Raw genomic sequence first — 20544 nt, 5'->3', positions numbered from 1 at the left:
CGTATCTATTTTATAGATAAACCAATAAATTCAACTAAAAAAGTTATATTTTCTTCTTTGTCTTTTGGATGTAATTCATACATTACTAATGTGGTTATTAGTAATGACTCTGTTAATTTAGTATTAATGTTAGAACATATACTAAGATTATCTACTTTGTCCAGATTATAAAGGAAGTTTTCTACTTTTAAAATTAAGATGCCTTTTAAATCTTTAATTTCCTTATCTTCTTTCAGTTCATCTGCTGAAGTATTTATCAAAATTTTTCCTAACCCATTTCTTTCCTGAATGTCTTCATAAAGTGTACTTATAAATTTTCTAAGTTTCTCTCTTGAAGAAATGGCAAGCTCACTTATAACGTCAAGCTTATTAAAGGTATTTTGCCAACTCTCTTTAAGTATACTTAGATAAAGCTGTTTCTTATTTCCATAGTAATTATATAGAGTTCCAACAGCTACACCAGATTTTTTAGATATCATTTTCATATCAACATCAGTATAGCTATGCTCGATAAACAATTCTACAGCAGAATTTCTAATAGTTTTCTCAACATCTTTTATTATCTTTGGCACTGCATTGCCTCCTTATTATGAATCATGGTTCATTTAAAACACAACCTTATTATATACTCTTCCTTTCTATTTGTAAATTTATTTTAATTTTTAAAATTAATTGCCGTATATATTAAGCTAAATCAAAGGCTGATATTATATAATGGTATAATGATATTAATTATGAGTCACCTTTACTGAAAATTGCGTCACTAAATATTGCAGAATTGAGGTTAAATAATTATGAATTATATTAAGAATGGTTCAGATGAATTCAAAAAAACAAACATCGCACTTTTTGCAGGTGGTTTCAGCACCTTTGCAGTTTTATACAGTACACAGCCTCTGCTTCCCTATCTTTCCAAGGAATTTCACATTTCTCCTGCAGCCTCCAGTCTTTCCCTATCAGCTGCAACTATTTCACTGGCAGTAAGTCTCCTTATTGTTGGCTCATTATCAGAGGCATTAGGTCGAAAGCCAATTATGACCTTTTCTATGTTTTCGGTATCCATATTGGCAGTACTTACTGGATTTGCTCCAAATTTTCACTTTCTTTTGGCGCTGCGTATACTGCAAGGTTTTGTTTTATCAGGCTTGTCTGCAATTGCCATGGCTTACTTAAGTGAAGAGATTGAACAAAAGAGCCTTGGAGTAGCAATGGGTATATTCATTAGTGGGAACTCTCTTGGTGGAATGTTTGGGCGTATTATCATAGGTATTATTACGGATATTTTCAATTGGCGTGTTGCACTTATAAGTGTAGGTGTATTGAGCTTGGCAGCAAGCATGATATTCGTAATTGAGCTTCCTGCCTCAAAGCATTTTCAGCCTCGCACTCTGGAAATAAGGAAATTATTTAAATCCTTAATCAGCCATCTAAAAAAACCAAGCTTGCTTTCTCTTTTTGGCATTGGGTTCCTGCTATTAGGAAGTTTTGTTACGTTATATAATTACATAGGCTTTCAATTGATAGCTCCACCCTATTCCCTAAGTCAGACACTTGTAAGTTTTATTTTTATACTCTATCTCATGGGAACCTTTAGTTCCACTTGGATGGGACGACTGGCAGATAAGCATGGTCAGCAAAAGATACTCTTTAGTGCACTTTTAATAATGTTTGTTGGCGTATCAATAACACTGAGTATCAGTCTTATTCTGAAGATTTTAGGGGTTGCTCTGTTAACCTTTGGTTTCTTCGGAGGTCATTCCATCGCCAGCAGCTTAGTTGGGCGCCTTGCAGTCCATGACAAGGCACAGGCCGCTTCCCTTTATCTCTTTTTCTACTATGTAGGCTCAAGTATAGGTGGCACTGCAGGTGGAACCTTCTGGGCGTTATATGGATGGAAAGGCGTGGTTGGCCTTATCATTTGCTTTATTATCCTAGCTCTTGTACTTTTGACCAGACTTTCCTCAAATAAAACAAAAGTAATATACTAAATCAATGGAAAACAATAACCCTCTACGTCTGCCGAGGGTTTCATTAATGATGCATATTAATTTTATCAAATGACTAAAAACTATCTGCCAATTATTGTATCTTTACATCATCTAGTGCTGCATTTCCAACACTCTTTGTATAGGTGAATCTTATTTGTTTTATGTTTTGTGTTAATGAATAGGTTTTTACCGCTGCTGTTGTAGGTAATGGTTTTATATCTTCTATAGTTGCCCAGCTGGTCCCATCGTACTTTTCTACAAGTAAATGTGAGGCTGTGTCTGTACCATTTCCTTTTATCCAGAAGGATAAGGTTCCTTGGGCTGTCAAAGTAAATACAGGTGTTGTTATTTGGTTTCCAGTAGCCTGCAGCTTAATGGAAGGCGATGAAGTTCCGTAGTTACCAGTTGTATTATAGATCGCCATTCCAGATGAGAAAGTCCAACCAGCTGGAATTCCAGATGTAATTGAGGAGCTTGTTCCAACCACACTATCAAAACCTTCGTTAATCGATGTAGGCCCTTGATTATTAGTAACTGTAACATTACAGGTCGCTGTCTTTCCCCCATCAGTTGTGGTAACCGTAATTACAGCTGAACCAGCAGCAATTCCAGTCACAACACCATTAGAAACAGTTGCTGCTGCAGTATTACTGCTTGACCAGATTACTGATTTATCTGTAGCATCGGTTGGGGTTATTGCAGCAGTCAAAGTTTGTGAACTGCCTGCACTTATTGTTATATTTGATTGATCTAAAGTAACACCTGTTACGTTTATTATTACATTTACATTACAAGAAGCGGTTTTACCACCATCAACAGTAGTAACTGTTATTATAGTTGATCCTGAACCATTTGCTGTCACAACACCGTTTGCAACAGAAGCGACTGCTGTATTACTACTTGACCAGGTAACAGTTTTATCGGTTGCATTACTAGGAGCAACAGTTGCTGTTAAGGTTTGTGTGTTTCCTGGATTCATAGTTAAAGTTGTTTGATCTAAGGACACTCCTGTTACATTAATCTGATTTGTAGCTGAAGAAATATTAACATCATCCAGGGCTAAATTCCCAGCACTCTTTGTAAATGTATACCTAATTTGCTTAATGTTTTGAGGTAATGAGTAGGTTTTCACTGTTCCTGTTGTAGGCAATGGTTTTATATCTTCTATAGCTGCCCAGCTGGTCCCATCATACTTCTCTACAAGTAAATGCGAAACAGTGTCTGTACCATTTCCTTTTATCCAGAAGGATAAAGTTCCTTGGGATGTCAAATTAAATGCAGGTGTAGTTATTTGGTTTCCTGTAGTCTGCAGCTTTATGGAAGGGGATGAAGTCCCGTAGTTGCCAGTTGTATTATATATTGCCATTCCAGATGAGAAAGTCCAACCAGCTGGAATCCCAGATGTAATTGAGGAACTTGTTCCAACCACACTATCAAAGCCTTCGTTAATTAATGATGTACCCTGATTATTAGTAACAGTAACATTACAGCTCGCTGTCTTCCCCCCATCTGTTGTGGTAACCGTAATTACAGCCGAACCAGCAGCAATTCCAGTCACAACACCATTAGAAACAGTTGCTGCTGCAGTATTGCTGCTTGACCAGGTTACTGATTTATCAGTAGCATTGGAGGGGGTTATTGTGGCGGTTAAAGTTTGTGAACTACCTGCACCTATTGTTATAGTTGATTTATCTAAGGTAACACCTGTTACGTTAATAATTCCACTGCTTGGTCCAGTTGGAGCATTATAGGCGCCATAGGCAAAGGTATCTGTGTTCCAAGGATCATAGGTTGGTGTAGCCCATGGTTCTGCTTGTGTCTGATTTTTTTCTATGTCAGCCATTGGAGTAGGTGTAATAACACCCTTTGTATGATTTACTCCATCAAATCCAACATAGGATTCCGTATTTGCTAGCCAATTGACAATATTAACTGATAGTGTCGCTGCATTTCCAGCGCTTTTATAGCCATCATGAAGTGACTTTGTACTACCTGAGCCTTCATTTTTATATTTTGGTGTGATATCTTCTATTGGTGATGAATCTCCAATAAAGGCTGCTTTACCAAGACTTGGCTTAGATATTGCAACATAAGGGCCCTCGGCTTCCCCACCGAAATATATTCCTGAATCTACTGCACTAGACCATTTTGTTGGATTATCTGTTGGTGCTAAATAAACAATTCCCTTTGCTTTATTTCCATCAACTATTGATAATGTTGAGCCTGCTGCCATCAATATTGGTTGAACTCCATCAGTTATTCCCTCGGAATCGCTGACTGATTTTATACCACTAAAGCCAGCAGTTAAATCTATCGCATTAAATCTATACCTTAATCCAAAATTCTCTGCTAGCCACCCCTTTGTTGCATCCTGGGTATTTCTTAAATCACCGTATGCTCCACCCATATTGTAGGTTGAACTTGTAGATCTGTTATAACCATCATAGGTTTCCGTTGAGTCCCAAGTATTCATATTTCTATCTGCATTATAATGATCCGCAATGAAATATATTCCTTTCCCTGAGTCAACAAATTGCTTTAATGCTGCATGCTCAGCAGCTGTAAAAGGCCTATTTACCTCTGCCATTACAAAAACGTCTGCATTTTTAATTGCATCATAAGTAATAACTGCTTCATTAGTATCAACATTTGCCGCTTGTCTGTCATCATAGTAACGTATGCACCCATCACCATTTTTATCAACACCCCTATATTCCTGAACCGTATAGCCATGACTTACTAAATCATCGGCAAAATCTGAAAAACCGCCATCTAAAACCCAGTCTGCTTGTCCTGTAGTTTCTCCATGAGAATTATCGAAAAGAACAAGTTTCCCATTATTAGTTCCTGGTGCAGGATATTTTACAGGTACGGTGTTGTTCCAACTATAGTTAGCTGCAGCTACAGTTATTTTTTGTGGCAGGAAAAGGTTAAATTGTAATGCTATAAATAATAAGCAAATTCCAAAAGCAGTCTTTTTCTTGAAATTTTTACCCTTCATATTAACCCCCATATATTAATTTACTAGATAGGTATTACATTAATATGAAATTCTTACTACTATCATGCTAATATTTTTATTTATTTAATGGTATTGCATTTTGCTTAAAACTTGTCATAATATATTATAAATAAATAGTTAGGAGATGAGATTTTATGAGAAGCTCAAAAAAGAAAATCACTGAGAACTTAAGCTTTACCATCGATGTCAATAAGCTTAACCTTAATAGGCGGAAATTTAATTCAAATGAAATTGCCAGAGGAACTGGAATAGAGAAAAATAAAAAAGGTAAAGGTTCTTATACCCGCAAGAATGTCAAATTTAGTGATGATTCTTGCGGGTTAATTTTTATGCCAGTTTCTTAGGTTTCTTAGCTATAAACATTCCGCTGGCTTTAGGTATATCAATACTTCCTTCTCTTAATATAATATTATTCAGGTATTCATAAAAGTCTTTTATTCTATTCTCAGTCATTATATCATGTATGTTTATGTGTCCTTCAAGCGACAAAACATAATCAGCTAAAGGCTTTGCTTCTGTTATATGGAGAGAATCTTCATATACTAACTTTTCAACTGACTCAAAGTGCTTAGATAACTGCTTTGCTCCATTTTCTAATCCGAATTCATTTGCAACAGAAAAGGAAGCATAATCAAGTCGAGAATCAAAATTTCTCACTAAATCTTTAAGTCCTTTCATATTATAAATGCTATTAGTCGTAGCGTGAAAAGTTCCATCTGATTTAAGTATCCTAGCAATCTCACTTATTGCTAGATCTCTATTTTGTACATGGTAAAGCATATGATTGGCAATAGCACAATCAAAGGAACTATCTTCATATTTAATATTTTGTATATCCATAATGGAATAATCTATTATTTGTTCAATTCCAAAAAGATTATCCTTTGCTGTACTTAACATTCCATCAGATAAATCTGTAATAGTTACCTTAATATCCTTTGGTATCTTATTTCTATTACTCACCCATGTAGTTCCATTACCACTACCAAATTCAATAACTATATCATTGGGCTTAAACATATATTGATCAAACACCCAATTTTCCCATCCATATTTATTTGTGCTGAAGCCTTTATGCAAAGCTTGTCTAGCATATAAATTTTTGTCTGAATTATACTGAAGTCTAACTATATCACTGTCATTTGCTCTGGACATATAATCACTCCATTCTATTAATTAATATTATCCCTTTGCTTTTCTCTCAAAAGCTTTCATATTTTGAGCTATTTCATTGGAAGCTATAAAGAAATTATACCATATATTTACTTTATTAAGCTAGATTCTATTAAACCCACATGACTAACGTCTCTTTAAATTATCTAAAGTGTGATATATAAAGATTAACCTTATTAAATTATTAATCATTATTTAATGTTATCTTAATTATTACTAATTATAATTAATTAGATATTTAATAAAAAGGAGAAATTATATATGTATTCTACAGAAGCTAAAGGCTTGAACAATGCAAAAAGTATTCTATCAAAGGTTCCTGAGATCACTGTATTTTTTTGGATTATTAAAATATTGACTACAGGAATGGGTGAAGTAACCTCTGATTTTCTAGCAAATCATATGAATCCAGTAATTGCAGTAGCTATTGCTGGTGTAGGCTTAGCAGCTGCATTGCTGCTGCAGTTTTCAGTTCGCAAATATGTTGCCTGGATATACTGGCTCACAGTAATTATGGTAAGTATTTTTGGTACAATGGCTGCTGATGTTCTTCATGTTGGGTTAGGCATTCCATATATGGCATCTACTATATTTTTCGTAGCTGCTCTGGCAGTGGTATTCGGAGTTTGGTATGCTAGTGAAAAAACTTTATCCATACACAGTGTTTATACCTTTAAAAGAGAGATTTTTTACTGGGCTACAATACTTACTACCTTCGCCCTTGGTACAGCTGCAGGAGATATGACAGCTTCTACAATGCACCTTGGATATTTCTACTCAGGTATACTGTTTGCCGTGTTGATTGCAATTCCTGCTGTGGCTTACCTCATTTTAGGCCTCAACGAAATCTTCACCTTTTGGTTCGCATACATCATAACACGACCACTAGGAGCCTGCTTTGCAGACTGGATAGGGGTTCCTAAAAGTCGAGGCGGACTAGGGATAGGAACTGGCTGGGTGAGTTTGACTTTAACTATTGTTATTCTTTGCTTAGTTTACTACATGGCTGTGACAGGTAAAGATGTAAAAAACAATATAAATCCTAATAAAGATGCAGCCTAGCGCAAAATTGCGTGCCCTTCATGCTGAAAGGCACAAGTACCTACCACTGCACAGGTTAAAATTAGTTATGCCGATATTTATAAAACATATTAATATGTAGTAAATACTGGTATAATTCATATAACAGTTGCTTGGCAATTGTGTTAAAATGCGAACTACCGATTATTTATAAACTGAACGTCAGAGAATAAGCAGTGATGAAATGAAAAATGGAGGTATTATGAATAAACGAGGGCGAATTGAAACAGTCTTTTTATATGGTGTTTTCATTTGTTACATACTTTTTTTAATTAAATTATTGTTCTTATCAAGAGTTTCACTTTTGGAACTGTTTAATAGTCAAAGGACTTTAGATAGGTCAATTAATCTCATTCCTTTTCATAGTATAAAGGAATATATATCAGGCAGCACTGCGAATTTAAAAAAATTTGCTTTTAGTAATTTGGTTGGCAATATTGTAATTTTTATTCCCCTTGGTATATATTTACCATTACTCAAAAAAGATAAAAGAGTATTCACCAATCTTTTGTTTATATTTATTGTGAGTTTATTTGTTGAAATAATTCAGGGGATTTTAGGCATCGGAGCATCGGACATTGATGACATAATTTTAAATTGTTTGGGTGGATGGCTTGGTATTTTAGGGTATAAGTTTTTATTGTTACTATTACGAGATGAGAAAAAAGTACGTACTGCAATCACAATACTATCTGCTATCATAGGATTACCTGTTCTATTATATTTATTATTCATGGTGAGATTGAGGCTCTGAATATCTTTATTGCATATACAAGAAGATACTCTACACAAAAACAACGTAAAAATTAAGCATAATCTACAGTATGTTTCTTGCACAATATGACAAAAACAGCGTTAATATCTGTGAATATTAACGCTGTTTTTATATTATTATTTATGATAAATAATGCATTAAATCAATACATCTCTTTTTACAAATACAAAATGAGCAATCAAATAGCTTACTACAGTCCAAATTACCATTATCAATATTATAAAGCCTGTCGTAGGATAAGTAAGCCCCAAACCATAAGCGGCCGTACCTGATAATGCAGCAGTTACATCTCCATAAATAATAAAAATAAATGATGTAATTTCTTTTGTAACTGAAGAAACATTCTGAAGTACACTTACAGCTATTATAGAAGCTATGCTTACACTCATTGCAATCATGCTGCTCTTAGAAACAGTTGAAATCATGAAAACAAATGTGCTGGCAGCAATTATAAATAGTATCTGCAGCAGAAAAGCTTCTATAAGGTATTTCCAAAAAGGCAGCATATAGGCAGATCCAGCAATGGTCATTAAGTCATGTCCCCCAGCCTGGTTCACATAGGACATATCATACTGAAATCTTTCACCTGCTAAAACTGGATAGCTCATATTTCCAAAGCCCGTAAAGGCTCCTACTACTAAAAAGGCGATAAGTTCTACACCGCAGATAAGAACAATGGCTGAGAAAACAGCTGTTACATACTTTGAGAACAATATCTTTGCTCTTGATATAGGTTGTATTAAAAGAAACTTTGCTGTGGCTGGTGTATATTCTCCAGACACCATATCCGAAGAAAAAATACCAATACCTACAGCTAAAAATATAACGCCAAGAGTTTTAAATAAAGTCATTATGTAGTTCATTCCATTAAAAACATAATCCTCAATAGGTTTAATATTATTATTAAGCAGATATTTGTCCATTTCTAACTGTCTATTATTTTGTTCCTTCATCCTTGCTGGTATTGTGCTGTTTTGAAGGCTTTTTTCAATATTTTGAATGTCGGATTTCAAATTTTCTTTCCAATCTGTCTGTGCAGCAGCTGGATTATCTTTTATTTTTTGCATTTCCTCCTGGAGACTTTTAATGTTGCTTTGATACATTACCTTTTCATCTTCTGAGGTTCTGCCTGAATTTATTCTGCTTTGGAGCTTATCAATGTTTGATTGAATTTCCTGTATTCTGTAATTGGGGTCCTGATTTCTTACCATTGTTTGATTTTCCTTGTATAAACCAAAGCCTATAAGGATTGTAAGGAGAATAAAGGCAATAAAAGTAACAAGAGTTTTTCTTCTGCACATAAGCTTTATCAATTCATTTTTTATTAGTGTAATCATGCTCTGATACCTCCTTCTACAAGCTCCATATATCTTTCTTCAAGCTCTTGATGTTTTTTATAGGCTTCTTCAATATGAATCTTGTTTTCTGCGAGTTTAAAAATCAGCTCAGACATATAACCCTTTTTAATTTTAATATAAAAAGCATCACCAGTACTGTTAATATTTTTTATGTATTCCAGAGATTTTAAAATTTCAAGGCATGCTTCTTTTTCTATAACTGTTAAAGAGATTGTATCAACGCCATCCTTCTCAATATCGTCCTTTATACTTTCTACTGATTTAATGACACCGCCGTTAATAAAGGCAACTGTATCACAAAGCTGCTGAACTTCACCTAAAATATGAGAAGAAATGAAAACAGAAGTCTTTGTTTCTCTTGCTATTTTCTTTACGATATCTCTAAAATCAAGTATTCCTGATGGGTCAAGGCCGTTAGTAGGCTCATCAAGAATAAGAAGCTTAGGCTTTGTGAGTAACGCTGCTGCTAGTCCCAATCTTTGTTTCATCCCCAGTGAATACTTTCTCACAGGGTCTTTAATTCTGTCTTTTAGGCCAACTAATTCAACCATTTCATCTACATAGGATCTTGGTATCTTCCTGTTTCTCGCTATCTGCATAAGATTCTCTATTCCTGAAAGATAACCATATAATTCGGGGCTCTCAACCACTGCTCCCACATTTTCCAAAGCCAATTCCCTTTCAGTCTTTATATTATGCCCCATAATATGTATGCTGCCTTCTGTTGGCTCAATGAGTCCCACAAGCATTCTTATTGTGGTAGTTTTCCCTGCACCATTTGGTCCAAGAAAGCCAAATATTTCTCCCTCTTTTACAGAAAAACTTATTCCCTTTATTATTTCCCTTTTACTAAGCTGCTTTTTCACGTCTTTAACTTCTAAAACATTCATATAAAAACTCCTTTCCTTATTCTCAACGGATACAGAATTACATATATTGCCACATATAATTTTACAGCATTCTTAGTTAATGTTACAAATAATATTTTATTATGATTTTCTTAATATTTTCTTAAGTATATTCTGTACTATCATATACCTAGCAGCTATGCAATATTGCCTCGTTTTTTAAGAATGGATTTAACCTCTATAATATCCTTAACATTGTTTTTCGCCATCTTTATATAACATATTGAAGAAGGAATAAGCAAAATTTGAAAAATTGCCAGGGCAATTATATAGTTCTGCGGTTCTGCCTTATATGAGGAAACCATGATAAGTAAAATTCCTACCCCAGAGTTGCCAATGGTTCTTCCCAGGCCATTGGCAAGATTAGCAATGCTAAAGGCCGTTCCCCTGTGTTCTGGCAAGTTTACATCTGTTATTAGAGCCAGCCAGTTAGGAGTATTTGCCGATTGAGCCGCACTTGCTAGAAAGGATATTACAAATAATCCTGTCATCCATGGGTTTACAATAATCTGTTTTATTAAAGCAAACAGTATTAATATAGCACTACTATTGTTTGGTAATTGAAGATTATTCATCGGCATAAAAAACATTAAAACATAAAGCGGCATCATAATAAATGTAAAAACAGCTGTTAATATAGCCCTTCCTTTGTAGGTCTTCCTTTGAAACTTATCACCAAGATGCCCGAAATATGCAGAGCTCATACCTCCCAGCTGGAATATGGCAAATAGGTAGCCTGCTGCAACAATTGATGTATTAAGACTATAGCCTTGATGCTGAATTTTTGAAATATATAAGGTTGGAAGCCATATTAAGGTTCCAATTGCTATGTTGAAAAAAAATGCCTGTAGAAACAATAAAATATTACTATCCTTTAGCACAATATCATGCAGCTGCTCAATTTCTATATTATAGTTATAGTCATAACCATTCTCAATAAGTTGCTTAAGTTCAGGTTCAGACTCGCCTAAAGCAGGCTCCTTAATAAATAAGTACAATATTATGAGTAAAAACCCTATTATACTTACAATTTCAAAGGGCTTCCTCCAGCCTAAGGATGGTGCAATAAGTGAAGCAGCAATAGCACCTGCAATTCCTCCAAGTCCCTGTGACATTCCCCAAAGGCTTAGCAGCATACCTCTAGATTTATGTGGAATATAATCTGTTAAAACGCTAAAGCCGATAGACGCAATGCAGCCAAGGCCTATGCCAGTGAAAATTTGAAATATAAAAAGCTGAGCATAGCTGCTGCTTATAGATGTAAAAAATACAGCTATGGACCAGATAACTGTTCCAATAATAATTAATATTTTGCGATTAAATTTTCCCGCAAGATACCCCCATATTATAGAGGATATGGATGTAACCAATATGTTTACGCCTGAAGCCAATCCAAGTGCCGATACCTGTACATGTAAGGAATTTGCAATTGAAGAGAAAAGTGGTGGAAAAAGCCCTATAATTATATTGTCAAAGGCTGCTAAAGCTACGAAAACAAATATGGTGTAACCTGTCTTAAATTTAGTCATATTCAAAGTTTCTGTGCCCCCTTAAGAGATTTTTATATTATCAAGTATTTTAAAGTATTTTTCTTTCTGACTATTAAAACTTAGAAGTATATTATTAGCTTTTGATAGTCTTCTTCATAATACCCCAAAAAAGATTAAATTTACATTAAATATTTTGTTTAATATATACATTTTTCCGCAGAAATGATATATTTAAGTCGATTTATTATAGCATACTATTTTTATACTAACTCAATAATTAAGCTGACTTCATAAATAATTTAGTATCCATTGGACAACATAAAAATAATACTTACTTAATAATTATCTGAAAGGAACAATAAAGCGACATTATGAACAAGAGCATATTAATTATTTCCTCAGATTTTACTGGCCACGGCCATAAAAGCATTACTGAAAGCATAAGCGAATTTTTCCCAAAGGATGGTTCAGTGAAGGTTCATGTGGTAGACGGTTTTTCTCTGGGAGGCAAGCCCTTGCTTTCTGTTGGAAAATCCTATGGACCTATAACAAGGACCTCAAAGGATTTATGGAAATTTATTTGGGATCTTTCTTCTAAAACACCTTCAATGGTAAACGAAATAATTGAAATGGCTATAAAAGATAATCTACTTAACTTAATAGAAGAAACAAAGCCTGATTTAATATTATCTGTACATCCCAATTTTAACGGTTCTGTTCTGGATATTTTAGAGCAGAATGAAATACATATACCCTTTGTTACACTTATTGCAGATCTAGTAAGTATATATCCCCTCTGGGCAGATCCAAGAGTGGACTATATTATTAGCCCAACTGAAGAAGCTAAGGTAAAATCCATTGAGTATGGAGTTGCAGCTAACAAAGTTAAAGTTTTAGGCTTCCCAGTACGTTCAAGATTCACTAGAAAATTAAGCTCCGAAGATACTATCTACGATGCAAATAGGCCGCTGAAATGCTTAATTATGAGCGGTGGAGAAGGTGTAGGTAATATGAGTAGAATAGCAAAAATACTCCTTGAAAACTTTAATTGTACAGTGAAAATTGTGGCAGGCCGAAACATGGCTTTGAGAAGAAGACTTGAAAAGTCCCTAGTTGAAAGATATGGAAATAGAGTTGAGATCTATGGCTTTACCAAAGACATTCAAGACTTGATGTTAGCCTCCGACATAGCCTTTACTAGAGGTAGCCCTAATGTCATGATGGAAGCCATCTCTTGCAATATTCCCCTTGTAATTACAGGTGCCTTGCCAGGCCAAGAGCAGGGTAACCCAGAATATGCTGAAAAACATAATCTAGGGGTAGTTTGCTATAGTATGAGGGATATTAAAAAAATTATAGCCCGCCTTCTTGAAAATAACGCAGAAAGGTTAAATCAAATAAAGGCTGCACAAAAAGAATATACTTCATCAAATGTAGCAAAGGATATTGCAGATTTTTTAATTAGTCTATTATTTAATTAATATAAAACAAATAAAATACGGGAACTGCTATATTAACAGTTCCCGTATTTATTTAGTTGGATGATGATAATCTATTAAGTATTACATTCCATTATCACTCTTTTAGTCAGTGCAATTTGTACTTAAAAAATGCTGCAGCTCATTTTTTAATTCTAAAGAATCAACCGAGATTCCTCCTCCGCCTGTATCCGCAAATACAAGTATCCTGCAGCCATCCCGCTTCATTCCTTCAAGCCAGTATTCCAAAAGCTCATACAAATCTATAGCCTCTATTTGAGTTTCTTTCCATTGATTTTCCTGACAGTACTTTGCAAACTCATAAGATGGCCATAAAGGCATGGCAGTTCTCCCCTTATCATCCTTTGAAGTTATCCAGCCATTTTTATCCTTCAATCCACAAACATGTTCTGATTCAGCTACCTTATTAAAAAAATACTTATATTTTCTATCTTCTGTTAAGCAAAATATTTCTTCCACTTCGCTGTAATTCATAACTTTCTCCTTGGAAATTTATTTCATAAAACAGTATTACCCAAAGATTTTTGAAAAAATACTTTTAATTATAGAAACTAATTTAGCAAAAAAGCCCTGTGCTTGCTGACTAGTTAAAACTCCTTTTAACTGATTTGAAACTTGACTTAACTGATCCTTTATATCTGCAAAATTTAAATTCAGCCCATTTATTTTATTCATGAGCTTTGTTATTTTATCAATATCCTCACTGCTCAAATTTAAATTATTATTCTTTACTACATTTTGAACTATATTTTTTACTGCTGCTTCATCTTTAGGCTTATCTTTTACTACCTGAGTTTTTATATCATTTATAACCTTTGCAGCCTGATCTTTTCCTATTTTATCTCCTAATGCCGCTGTAGTTGCAAGTTCCTGATTAGCCACCTGCTTTTTATTTTCATCAATTTTAGTGCCCTTGCTGCTGTTTTCAAAGCCTTTTATAATTCCAGTAAGAGCTGCAGTACCAGATACATTAAAAGGCGCTGATACCTTTACATTTGCATTGGTTATTCCTGCTGTAATAAGAGCATTTTTTATCATATTGCTGTCTACCCAATATACATTATTAGTGGACACATTTAGCCCACCGCTTGAGGTTGGCTCTACATAAGAACAGGATATGGACTTTGTTCCAATCTTATCACTGCTTACTGAATCTGCTAGATACTTTCTTTCCTCATCAATATTAACTGTTATTACATTTGCAGTCTTTTCATCAACTCCAAAATACTTAAGCATATCCTTCTTTTGCTGATCACTGAGATCTCCACCTAAAGTTACAACCTTATAAGCATCTGCATGAACTACCTTTGCAGGAACAGATATAGCCAAAGCTGCAACCATAAAACCTGCTAATAATCTACTGAAAATTGTTTTAGTTTTCATATTAAGACCTTCCTTTTTAAGTTGACTTTACAAGATGATTATAGATATATATGGGGATTAGTGCAACAGTTTTTAAGCTTCTACTCTTCATAACAAATAATTGGAGTTCCTTCTTCTATGTTATCAAAAATAGTCTTAGCTAAATATATAGGTGTATTAACGCAGCCATGGCTACCATAGTTCTTATATATGTCTCCTCCAAAATTATTTCTCCAGCTTGCTTCATGTATTCCTGTATTTCCGAAAAAGGGCATCCAATAAGTTATATATGTCGAATAACCAGGCCCTTCTAAAATAGCTCCCTTTTGTTTGTAGTTAAGCATGAAAGTGCCAGTCACAGTAGAATAGCCTTTGCTCACATTACCCGTTATTACAGAACCTTGAGCAATAACTCTTCCATTTTTATAAAACCAAAGATGCTGCCTTGTTATATTAATTTCTACATAAGTGTTGCCTATTTCACCTTCACCTCTTGCTAATGCCTTTTGAGTATATATTGGTTCTTTTTCAATCACTTCACCATGTCTTATATTATTAAGCAAGGCCTTTACTTCACTTTCACGATTGCTTTTAAAGCCGTAAAGCCCGCCCTCAACCCCTACTATTTTACCTGTAGAGGTCTTAAAGTTTCTCGTTATTCCAACAGTATCATATTTCTTGCTTAATTCTCTCACATATTTCATAGCTGCTATTTCGCTTATTATAACATCTAGATTTTCATCAACGCTAAGCCATTTATTTATTGTACTGGCATCTAGTTTTTCTCTTTCATTTTCAAAAATGTAAGTGATATCTGTTTTTATGTACTTATTTAGTAAATTTTTTGTTTCAACGGTTTTGTGAGAGCTTAAAGTGTACTTTGGATTTTCGTAACAAAGCTTTTCATTTAAATCTATTTTTGTTTCACCCTCTAAAATGCTCTTTTCAACTACAGCCTTTAATCTATCTTTATTTATCTTGTTCCCGTATACCTCTTTAACTGCCTCATAATAACCATTTAAATACTTAAAACTTACATTTTGGGGTTCAGTGACAGCCTCTTGCAGACAATTTAACTGATTTATTCTATTTTCTAGATTTTCTTTATTAAAAATAAACAAATCATTTACATAGTATTTTTGCTCCTCAAATAATGAAATAATCCACTTAAAAGGACTTCTAATATGGTAGGTCTTAGAAATACTATTTTCCTCATTGTACTTAATTCCTGTATCTTGTCCAATTATTTCTTCTGTTTCACCCTCTCTCTCTATGAGCTTCAGCTGATAATCCTTAATATAACTTTTAATTGTATTTCCTGTCTTTCCATAGGATTTTAAGGACACATCAACTCCGTTTATTTTTGTATTGAAAAAGAAATGGTTTGCAAAGTATACTGAAATAAGTATATAAATTAGTACAATTGAAGCTAATACAATAATAACTTTTCCTGAAATCTCATTTTTAAAAAGTTCTTTTACATTAATTATCCTCATACCATTTCATGCCTTTCATCAAAATACACTCATTTATATTGCACCTATTTTAAAAATATGATTGTACTTTAGATTTTAAAACATAGAATAGTCATATTTACCAATAATTGAATTAATGAATATTTTTCCATTTATCTGCCAGATAAGTTTTAATCCATTCTAAAGAAGTCTATTTCGTTGGAGCTTTGTATTAATAAGTAATTATATAGATAGAAATAATTTATGTGTAACGCCATTAGAATTTTAAATTTCAAATGGGAAGAATATAATGAGTAAACAGTATTGACATAACACCATATGGTGTTATAATAATTATGACACCAAACGGTGTTAGATTAAATTTCGGAGGTGCTTTAATGCAAATACTACCAGAAATCCGTAAAATAGTTATACTAAATGCTCCCATTGAAAAAGTGTGGAAAGCTGTTTCAACATCAGAAGGTATTGCAGCTTGGTGGATGCCTAATTCTATTGAACCTATTTTAGGACGTGACTTCATACTCCATACAGGTCAATTTGGTGATTCACCATGTAAAGTAACTGAGCTCGACCCACCAAATCGCATAGGTTTCGATTGGGGCAGAGATTGGCATCTTGTATTTGAATTGAAGGAATTAGAAGGTGGAAAAACTGAGTTCACATTGATTCATTCTGGCTGGGTAGCGGAGAAAGCTACAGAATTTGGGCAACCTCACTCTGTCATACGTAATATTATGGACGGTGGGTGGGAGAAAACTGTTAAAGAAAAGCTTCCATCATATATCGGAGATTAGATTGTTTGAATCACAGCATGATGTATTTGAGGCAATTGCTGACCCTACTCGCCGCAAGATGTTAAAATTACTTGCAGAAAAGGAGATGTCCATTGCTACAATTACTGAAAGTTTTCAGATTACCCGTACGGCTATTAACAAACATCTGCATATTTTGGCCGATGCTGGACTAGTTAGTAGTCAGAAAGTCGGACGGGAAACTAGATATAAACTCCAGCCAGAAGTCCTATTCGAAGTAAAACAATGGCTTACTTTCTTTGAACAATATTGGGATGAAAAACTGTCTGCTCTTAAAAAATACATTGAGACTAATAATGAGTAGGTATTTAACCCAAGTTCCACATTTATCAGCATAAAGCCAATGCCCTCACACAGCTAAAATCTGTGAGGGCATTGTTATAATTTAAAATGTTTATTATCTTATTCCTTCAAATGCGTAGTTTATAAGTTTTTTTACAAAGGCCTCATCAATTACTTCCCCAGTTATAAGCAATCTATAAAATATAGGTCCCCAGATTAGGTCAATAGTTATTTCCAAATCCAAATCCTTTCTTAATTCTCCCCGTGAAATTCCACTCTCTAATATTCTTTTTGAAATTTCCCGACGCGGAATAAAATATGCTTTACGATATATATCAGCTAATTGAGGATCATGTTGGCCTTCAGCTATTATTTCAGTAATTACCCTTCCTTTTCTTGTGCTTAAGAATTTTACAAAATTATTAACTTGAATAAACATATCTTCAATGGTTGAACCTGTATCAGGTATTGGTAATTCCACACTAGTAGCATTTAAGAATCCGTCCATAACAACAGCTGCTTTGTTAGGCCACCATTTATAAATAGTAGCTTTGCTTACTTTCGCCCTTTCAGCAATCTTTTCAACGGTTATTGCTGCAAAGCCATTTTCAATTAACAATTCATATGAAGCATTAAGAATGTCCGCTCTAGTTTCTTCACTTCTGGGGCGTCCTAATTTTTTTTCCATCATAATTACCTCCATGATATATATGTGTATTCAATTAATAAACTATACGTATATTATATATTTATTTTTTTTAAATTTCAATCAAAATAACACTTTACAAAACTGAACGTTTAGTATATTATATATTTATAAACTAAACGTTCAGTTTCTATAAATTATATCTTTACTTAAGTTATTCAAGTACTTAGTAAACAAAAACTAATCTTATTATTAAAAGGAGTGTATATCATGGAAATATTAAAGGATGGTTTTAAAGAAAGTAAGCCTGCATTAAACAATTTACTAATTATGGTTATGGCTATTGCCTGTGGATTAACTGTTGCAAATCTATATTATATACAGCCCTTGCTGGCTGCAATAGCCAATACCTTCCATATCAGTGAAACTAGTGTCGGTTCTGCAGCAATGCTGACACAAATAGGATATGCTGTTGGAATGATTTTTATATTACCCCTTGGAGATATTAAAGAAAGAAGAAATTTAATAACCGTAATGCTTTTATTTTCAACACTTTCTCTTGGAAGCATGTTTTTTTCCAGTAATATATCTATGCTAATGCTTTCTTCTTTTGCAGTTGGTTTTACTTCCATTATACCTCAGCTTATCATTCCCTTGGCTGCCCAGCTATCAGATTCAAAGGAAAGAGGTCGAACAATAGGAACGGTCATGAGTGGTTTATTGATAGGTATATTAGTATCACGAACCTTCAGCGGCATTTTGGGAGGATATTTTGGTTGGAGAATGGTATATATAATTGCTGCGTTTATGATGATAATTCTTATGTTTGCTTTAAGAAAATTAATACCTGTTTGTAAGCCTGTTTCTATCGCTAAATATAATGAATTATTGAAATCACTATTACAATTAATAAAGAGCGAATCTGTCTTAAGAGAAGCATCTATAAATGGAGCTATGATGTTTGCTGCCTTCAGTGCATTTTGGACATCTCTAACTTTCTTACTTGAAAGTTCTCATTATAACATGGGGCCTCAAGCAGCTGGTCTATTTGGCTTAGTAGGGATCAGTGGTGCTTTGGCTGCCCCCTTAGTTGGAAGAATAGCAGACAAAAAAGGTCCTAAATTTGTTATAGGAATTTGTATAATTGTTGTAATTATTTCTTATGTATTCTTTCTTTTTCTAGGATTTAAGGTATCCGGATTGATTATAGGAGTTATATTATTAGATTTAGGAGTTCAATCAGGTAATGTTTCCAACCAAACAAGAGTACACTCCCTAAATGAAGAAATGCGCAACAGAATTAATACAGTATATATGGTGAGCTTCTTTCTTGGTGGAGCACTAGGTTCTTTTATGGGATCTTATAGTTATGCACACTTTGGTTGGTATGGAGTTTGTATTTTTGGTATAATAACTCAATTTATAGCTATTATTGCCCATAAAGTTACTAAATAATTTTCGAAAATAACAAAAATGTGCCACCTAAAATAAATTAGGTAGCACATTCTAAGTTATGGCATTTTCTCTTTTCTGAAATAATCCTTTGTATAGATTTGCAAGATAAATAATACTTTTCTGAAAGAGATTGTGTGCACATTCCTTTCAAATAATCTTCATATATACTCGTATTCCTGTTTGAAAGTTCATTCTTGCAATTGGTAAGTTCACCCCATGGAATTTTATTTTCTTCTTTCTTCGGTATATAAATAAATTCACCATCTATATAGTTTTGAATTATTTCTAATATCTCATTAGGGAAAATATCCCTTGCATTTGCATAGCTCATTTTATGCTCCTCCTAAATATAGTTTATTTTAGGATTAGCAAAGGCTATTTTTATATCTTATTAATTAAACATCCTTATGCAATAGCCTCTGCTATGCATAAATAATATATCTTCTCATAAAACTATGCCCCTTTCTTAATAACTACCCTTATACAAATCTTATCAAAACTGCTCTATAAATACAACAGCTACCTACAGTCAATAGAGTTGAGGCTCATACTATAGCTTCTAAAACTTCTATATTTTCTACTACCTTTATAACATGTATCTCCATTCCATCTCTTACTTTTATATTTGATGAATTTTTATCATCATTAATAAAGACTACTCCTTCTTTAAGCATACCTTTTATTTTGCTCCTTGAAATTCCAAGATTATCACATAAAAGCTTATCTACTCTCAATTCTATTGGATACTTACATACAAGTTCAATTACAAGTTCATCTTCTTTTATATAGTATGCTTCTAATTTTCTTTGAACTAATCTATAGTTTATATTGTCTAGAATGACTTCAGCTTTATTCTTACTATATACACTTGAATTAAAGGCATATTTCCTGGCTAATTCACTGTCATTGGAAAGAAATTTATCATACTCATGTTTACTAATATTACAAGGCTTTATTCTTTCATATATGGTCATATTCCAAGTAGACTTACATTTTTCACATTTATAAATTAACCAAATATCAAGGTTATTTTTATTTGCATTTATTCTAAATTTTTCACTGCTAATATAGTTTGTTTTTTCATTGCATTTAGGACAACTTCTTTTTACTATTGGTAAGTTTTCAGGAACTAGTTCCCATTGATATTTATTTAAATAGCTCATTTCGCTCCTCCTAGTTATTTAACATTTAGGACTTGCAAAGGCTATTTCATCATATT

20 protein-coding genes are annotated in these 20544 nt (G+C 33.6%); 8 read left to right on the top strand and 12 right to left on the bottom strand.

Annotated features, from left to right (window positions below; all coding sequences use genetic code 11):
* Nucleotides 1–5: 5 nt before the first annotated feature.
* Nucleotides 6–572 (bottom strand): TetR/AcrR family transcriptional regulator, encoded by a 567-nt coding sequence (locus tag ACJDUH_RS02080; RefSeq protein ID WP_406763494.1) that lies wholly within the window; start codon nt 570–572, stop codon nt 6–8.
* A gap of 222 nt (nt 573–794) precedes the next feature.
* On the opposite strand from ACJDUH_RS02080, the gene ACJDUH_RS02075 reads away from it, so the two are divergent.
* The gene (locus ACJDUH_RS02075) at nt 795–1988 is read left to right on the top strand and encodes an MFS transporter (protein ID WP_406763493.1); all 1194 of its coding nucleotides are present in this window, start codon (nt 795–797) and stop codon (nt 1986–1988) included.
* A 91-nt stretch (nt 1989–2079) separates the two neighbouring features.
* Here ACJDUH_RS02075 and ACJDUH_RS02070 read toward each other — a convergent pair whose 3' ends face one another.
* The gene (locus ACJDUH_RS02070) at nt 2080–4989 is read right to left on the bottom strand and encodes an Ig-like domain-containing protein (protein ID WP_406763492.1); all 2910 of its coding nucleotides are present in this window, start codon (nt 4987–4989) and stop codon (nt 2080–2082) included.
* A 155-nt stretch (nt 4990–5144) separates the two neighbouring features.
* Between ACJDUH_RS02070 and ACJDUH_RS02065 the strand changes: the two genes are divergently transcribed.
* Nucleotides 5145–5354 (top strand): hypothetical protein, encoded by a 210-nt coding sequence (locus ACJDUH_RS02065; RefSeq protein ID WP_406763491.1) that lies wholly within the window; start codon nt 5145–5147, stop codon nt 5352–5354.
* On the opposite strand, the gene ACJDUH_RS02060 is transcribed toward ACJDUH_RS02065, so the two are convergent.
* Complete coding sequence (locus tag ACJDUH_RS02060) at nt 5338–6165, bottom strand: class I SAM-dependent methyltransferase (RefSeq protein ID WP_406763490.1); 828 nt, start codon at nt 6163–6165, stop codon at nt 5338–5340. The genes ACJDUH_RS02065 and ACJDUH_RS02060 overlap by 17 nt on opposite strands.
* A gap of 279 nt (nt 6166–6444) precedes the next feature.
* Between ACJDUH_RS02060 and ACJDUH_RS02055 the strand changes: the two genes are divergently transcribed.
* Entirely contained in the window at nt 6445–7245 is an 801-nt protein-coding gene (locus ACJDUH_RS02055) for a COG4705 family protein (RefSeq protein ID WP_406763489.1), read from the top strand.
* A gap of 220 nt (nt 7246–7465) precedes the next feature.
* Nucleotides 7466–8017, top strand: coding sequence for a VanZ family protein (locus ACJDUH_RS02050; RefSeq protein ID WP_406763488.1), 552 nt, complete (start codon nt 7466–7468; stop codon nt 8015–8017).
* Nucleotides 8018–8175: 158 nt separating this feature from the next.
* Here ACJDUH_RS02050 and ACJDUH_RS02045 read toward each other — a convergent pair whose 3' ends face one another.
* The 3 genes from ACJDUH_RS02045 to ACJDUH_RS02035 form a co-directional block, all read right to left on the bottom strand.
* Nucleotides 8176–9375, bottom strand: a complete 1200-nt coding sequence (locus ACJDUH_RS02045) for an ABC transporter permease subunit (protein WP_406763487.1) — start codon at nt 9373–9375, stop codon at nt 8176–8178.
* On the bottom strand, nt 9372–10286 hold the full coding sequence (locus ACJDUH_RS02040) for an ABC transporter ATP-binding protein (RefSeq protein ID WP_406763486.1): 915 nt from the start codon (nt 10284–10286) through the stop codon (nt 9372–9374). Before ACJDUH_RS02040 ends, ACJDUH_RS02045 begins: the two co-directional genes overlap by 4 nt.
* Before the next feature lie 155 nt (nt 10287–10441).
* Complete coding sequence (locus tag ACJDUH_RS02035) at nt 10442–11839, bottom strand: MFS transporter (protein WP_479723043.1); 1398 nt, start codon at nt 11837–11839, stop codon at nt 10442–10444.
* A gap of 326 nt (nt 11840–12165) precedes the next feature.
* On the opposite strand from ACJDUH_RS02035, the gene ACJDUH_RS02030 reads away from it, so the two are divergent.
* On the top strand, nt 12166–13275 hold the full coding sequence (locus tag ACJDUH_RS02030) for an MGDG synthase family glycosyltransferase (protein WP_406763485.1): 1110 nt from the start codon (nt 12166–12168) through the stop codon (nt 13273–13275).
* Between the two features lie 102 nt (nt 13276–13377).
* Here ACJDUH_RS02030 and ACJDUH_RS02025 read toward each other — a convergent pair whose 3' ends face one another.
* From ACJDUH_RS02025 to ACJDUH_RS02015, 3 genes are all read right to left on the bottom strand, one after another.
* Nucleotides 13378–13767: a DUF2750 domain-containing protein gene (locus tag ACJDUH_RS02025; protein WP_406763484.1), complete on the bottom strand. Its 390-nt coding sequence runs from the start codon at nt 13765–13767 to the stop codon at nt 13378–13380.
* A gap of 36 nt (nt 13768–13803) precedes the next feature.
* Nucleotides 13804–14676, bottom strand: coding sequence for a DUF1002 domain-containing protein (locus tag ACJDUH_RS02020; RefSeq protein ID WP_406763483.1), 873 nt, complete (start codon nt 14674–14676; stop codon nt 13804–13806).
* Between the two features lie 80 nt (nt 14677–14756).
* Nucleotides 14757–16151, bottom strand: coding sequence for a L,D-transpeptidase family protein (locus ACJDUH_RS02015; protein ID WP_406763482.1), 1395 nt, complete (start codon nt 16149–16151; stop codon nt 14757–14759).
* A 356-nt stretch (nt 16152–16507) separates the two neighbouring features.
* On the opposite strand from ACJDUH_RS02015, the gene ACJDUH_RS02010 reads away from it, so the two are divergent.
* Together ACJDUH_RS02010 and ACJDUH_RS02005 are read left to right on the top strand one after the other, a co-directional pair.
* Nucleotides 16508–16924 carry an SRPBCC family protein gene (locus tag ACJDUH_RS02010; protein ID WP_406763481.1) on the top strand — a complete coding sequence of 139 codons (417 nt, stop codon included), beginning with the start codon at nt 16508–16510 and terminating at the stop codon, nt 16922–16924.
* Nucleotide 16925: 1 nt separating this feature from the next.
* Nucleotides 16926–17246, top strand: a complete 321-nt coding sequence (locus ACJDUH_RS02005; protein ID WP_406763480.1) for an ArsR/SmtB family transcription factor — start codon at nt 16926–16928, stop codon at nt 17244–17246.
* Between the two features lie 93 nt (nt 17247–17339).
* On the opposite strand, the gene ACJDUH_RS02000 is transcribed toward ACJDUH_RS02005, so the two are convergent.
* Complete coding sequence (locus tag ACJDUH_RS02000) at nt 17340–17912, bottom strand: TetR/AcrR family transcriptional regulator (protein ID WP_406764995.1); 573 nt, start codon at nt 17910–17912, stop codon at nt 17340–17342.
* Nucleotides 17913–18140: 228 nt separating this feature from the next.
* Here ACJDUH_RS02000 and ACJDUH_RS01995 point away from each other — a divergent pair, with 228 nt between their 5' ends.
* Nucleotides 18141–19325 (top strand): MFS transporter, encoded by a 1185-nt coding sequence (locus ACJDUH_RS01995; protein ID WP_406763479.1) that lies wholly within the window; start codon nt 18141–18143, stop codon nt 19323–19325.
* A gap of 37 nt (nt 19326–19362) precedes the next feature.
* Here ACJDUH_RS01995 and ACJDUH_RS01990 read toward each other — a convergent pair whose 3' ends face one another.
* Nucleotides 19363–19656, bottom strand: a complete 294-nt coding sequence (locus ACJDUH_RS01990) for a CD3324 family protein (RefSeq protein ID WP_406763478.1) — start codon at nt 19654–19656, stop codon at nt 19363–19365.
* Between the two features lie 214 nt (nt 19657–19870).
* Complete coding sequence (locus ACJDUH_RS01985) at nt 19871–20488, bottom strand: DUF1062 domain-containing protein (RefSeq protein ID WP_406763477.1); 618 nt, start codon at nt 20486–20488, stop codon at nt 19871–19873.
* Nucleotides 20489–20544: the final 56 nt, after the last annotated feature.

It is taken from the genome of Candidatus Clostridium radicumherbarum (genome assembly GCF_045310525.1).
Lineage (GTDB): Bacteria > Bacillota > Clostridia > Clostridiales > Clostridiaceae > Clostridium_AT > Clostridium_AT radicumherbarum.
Note: the sequence above shows the minus strand (reverse complement) of the source record. Positions and strands in the feature narration are given on the sequence as shown.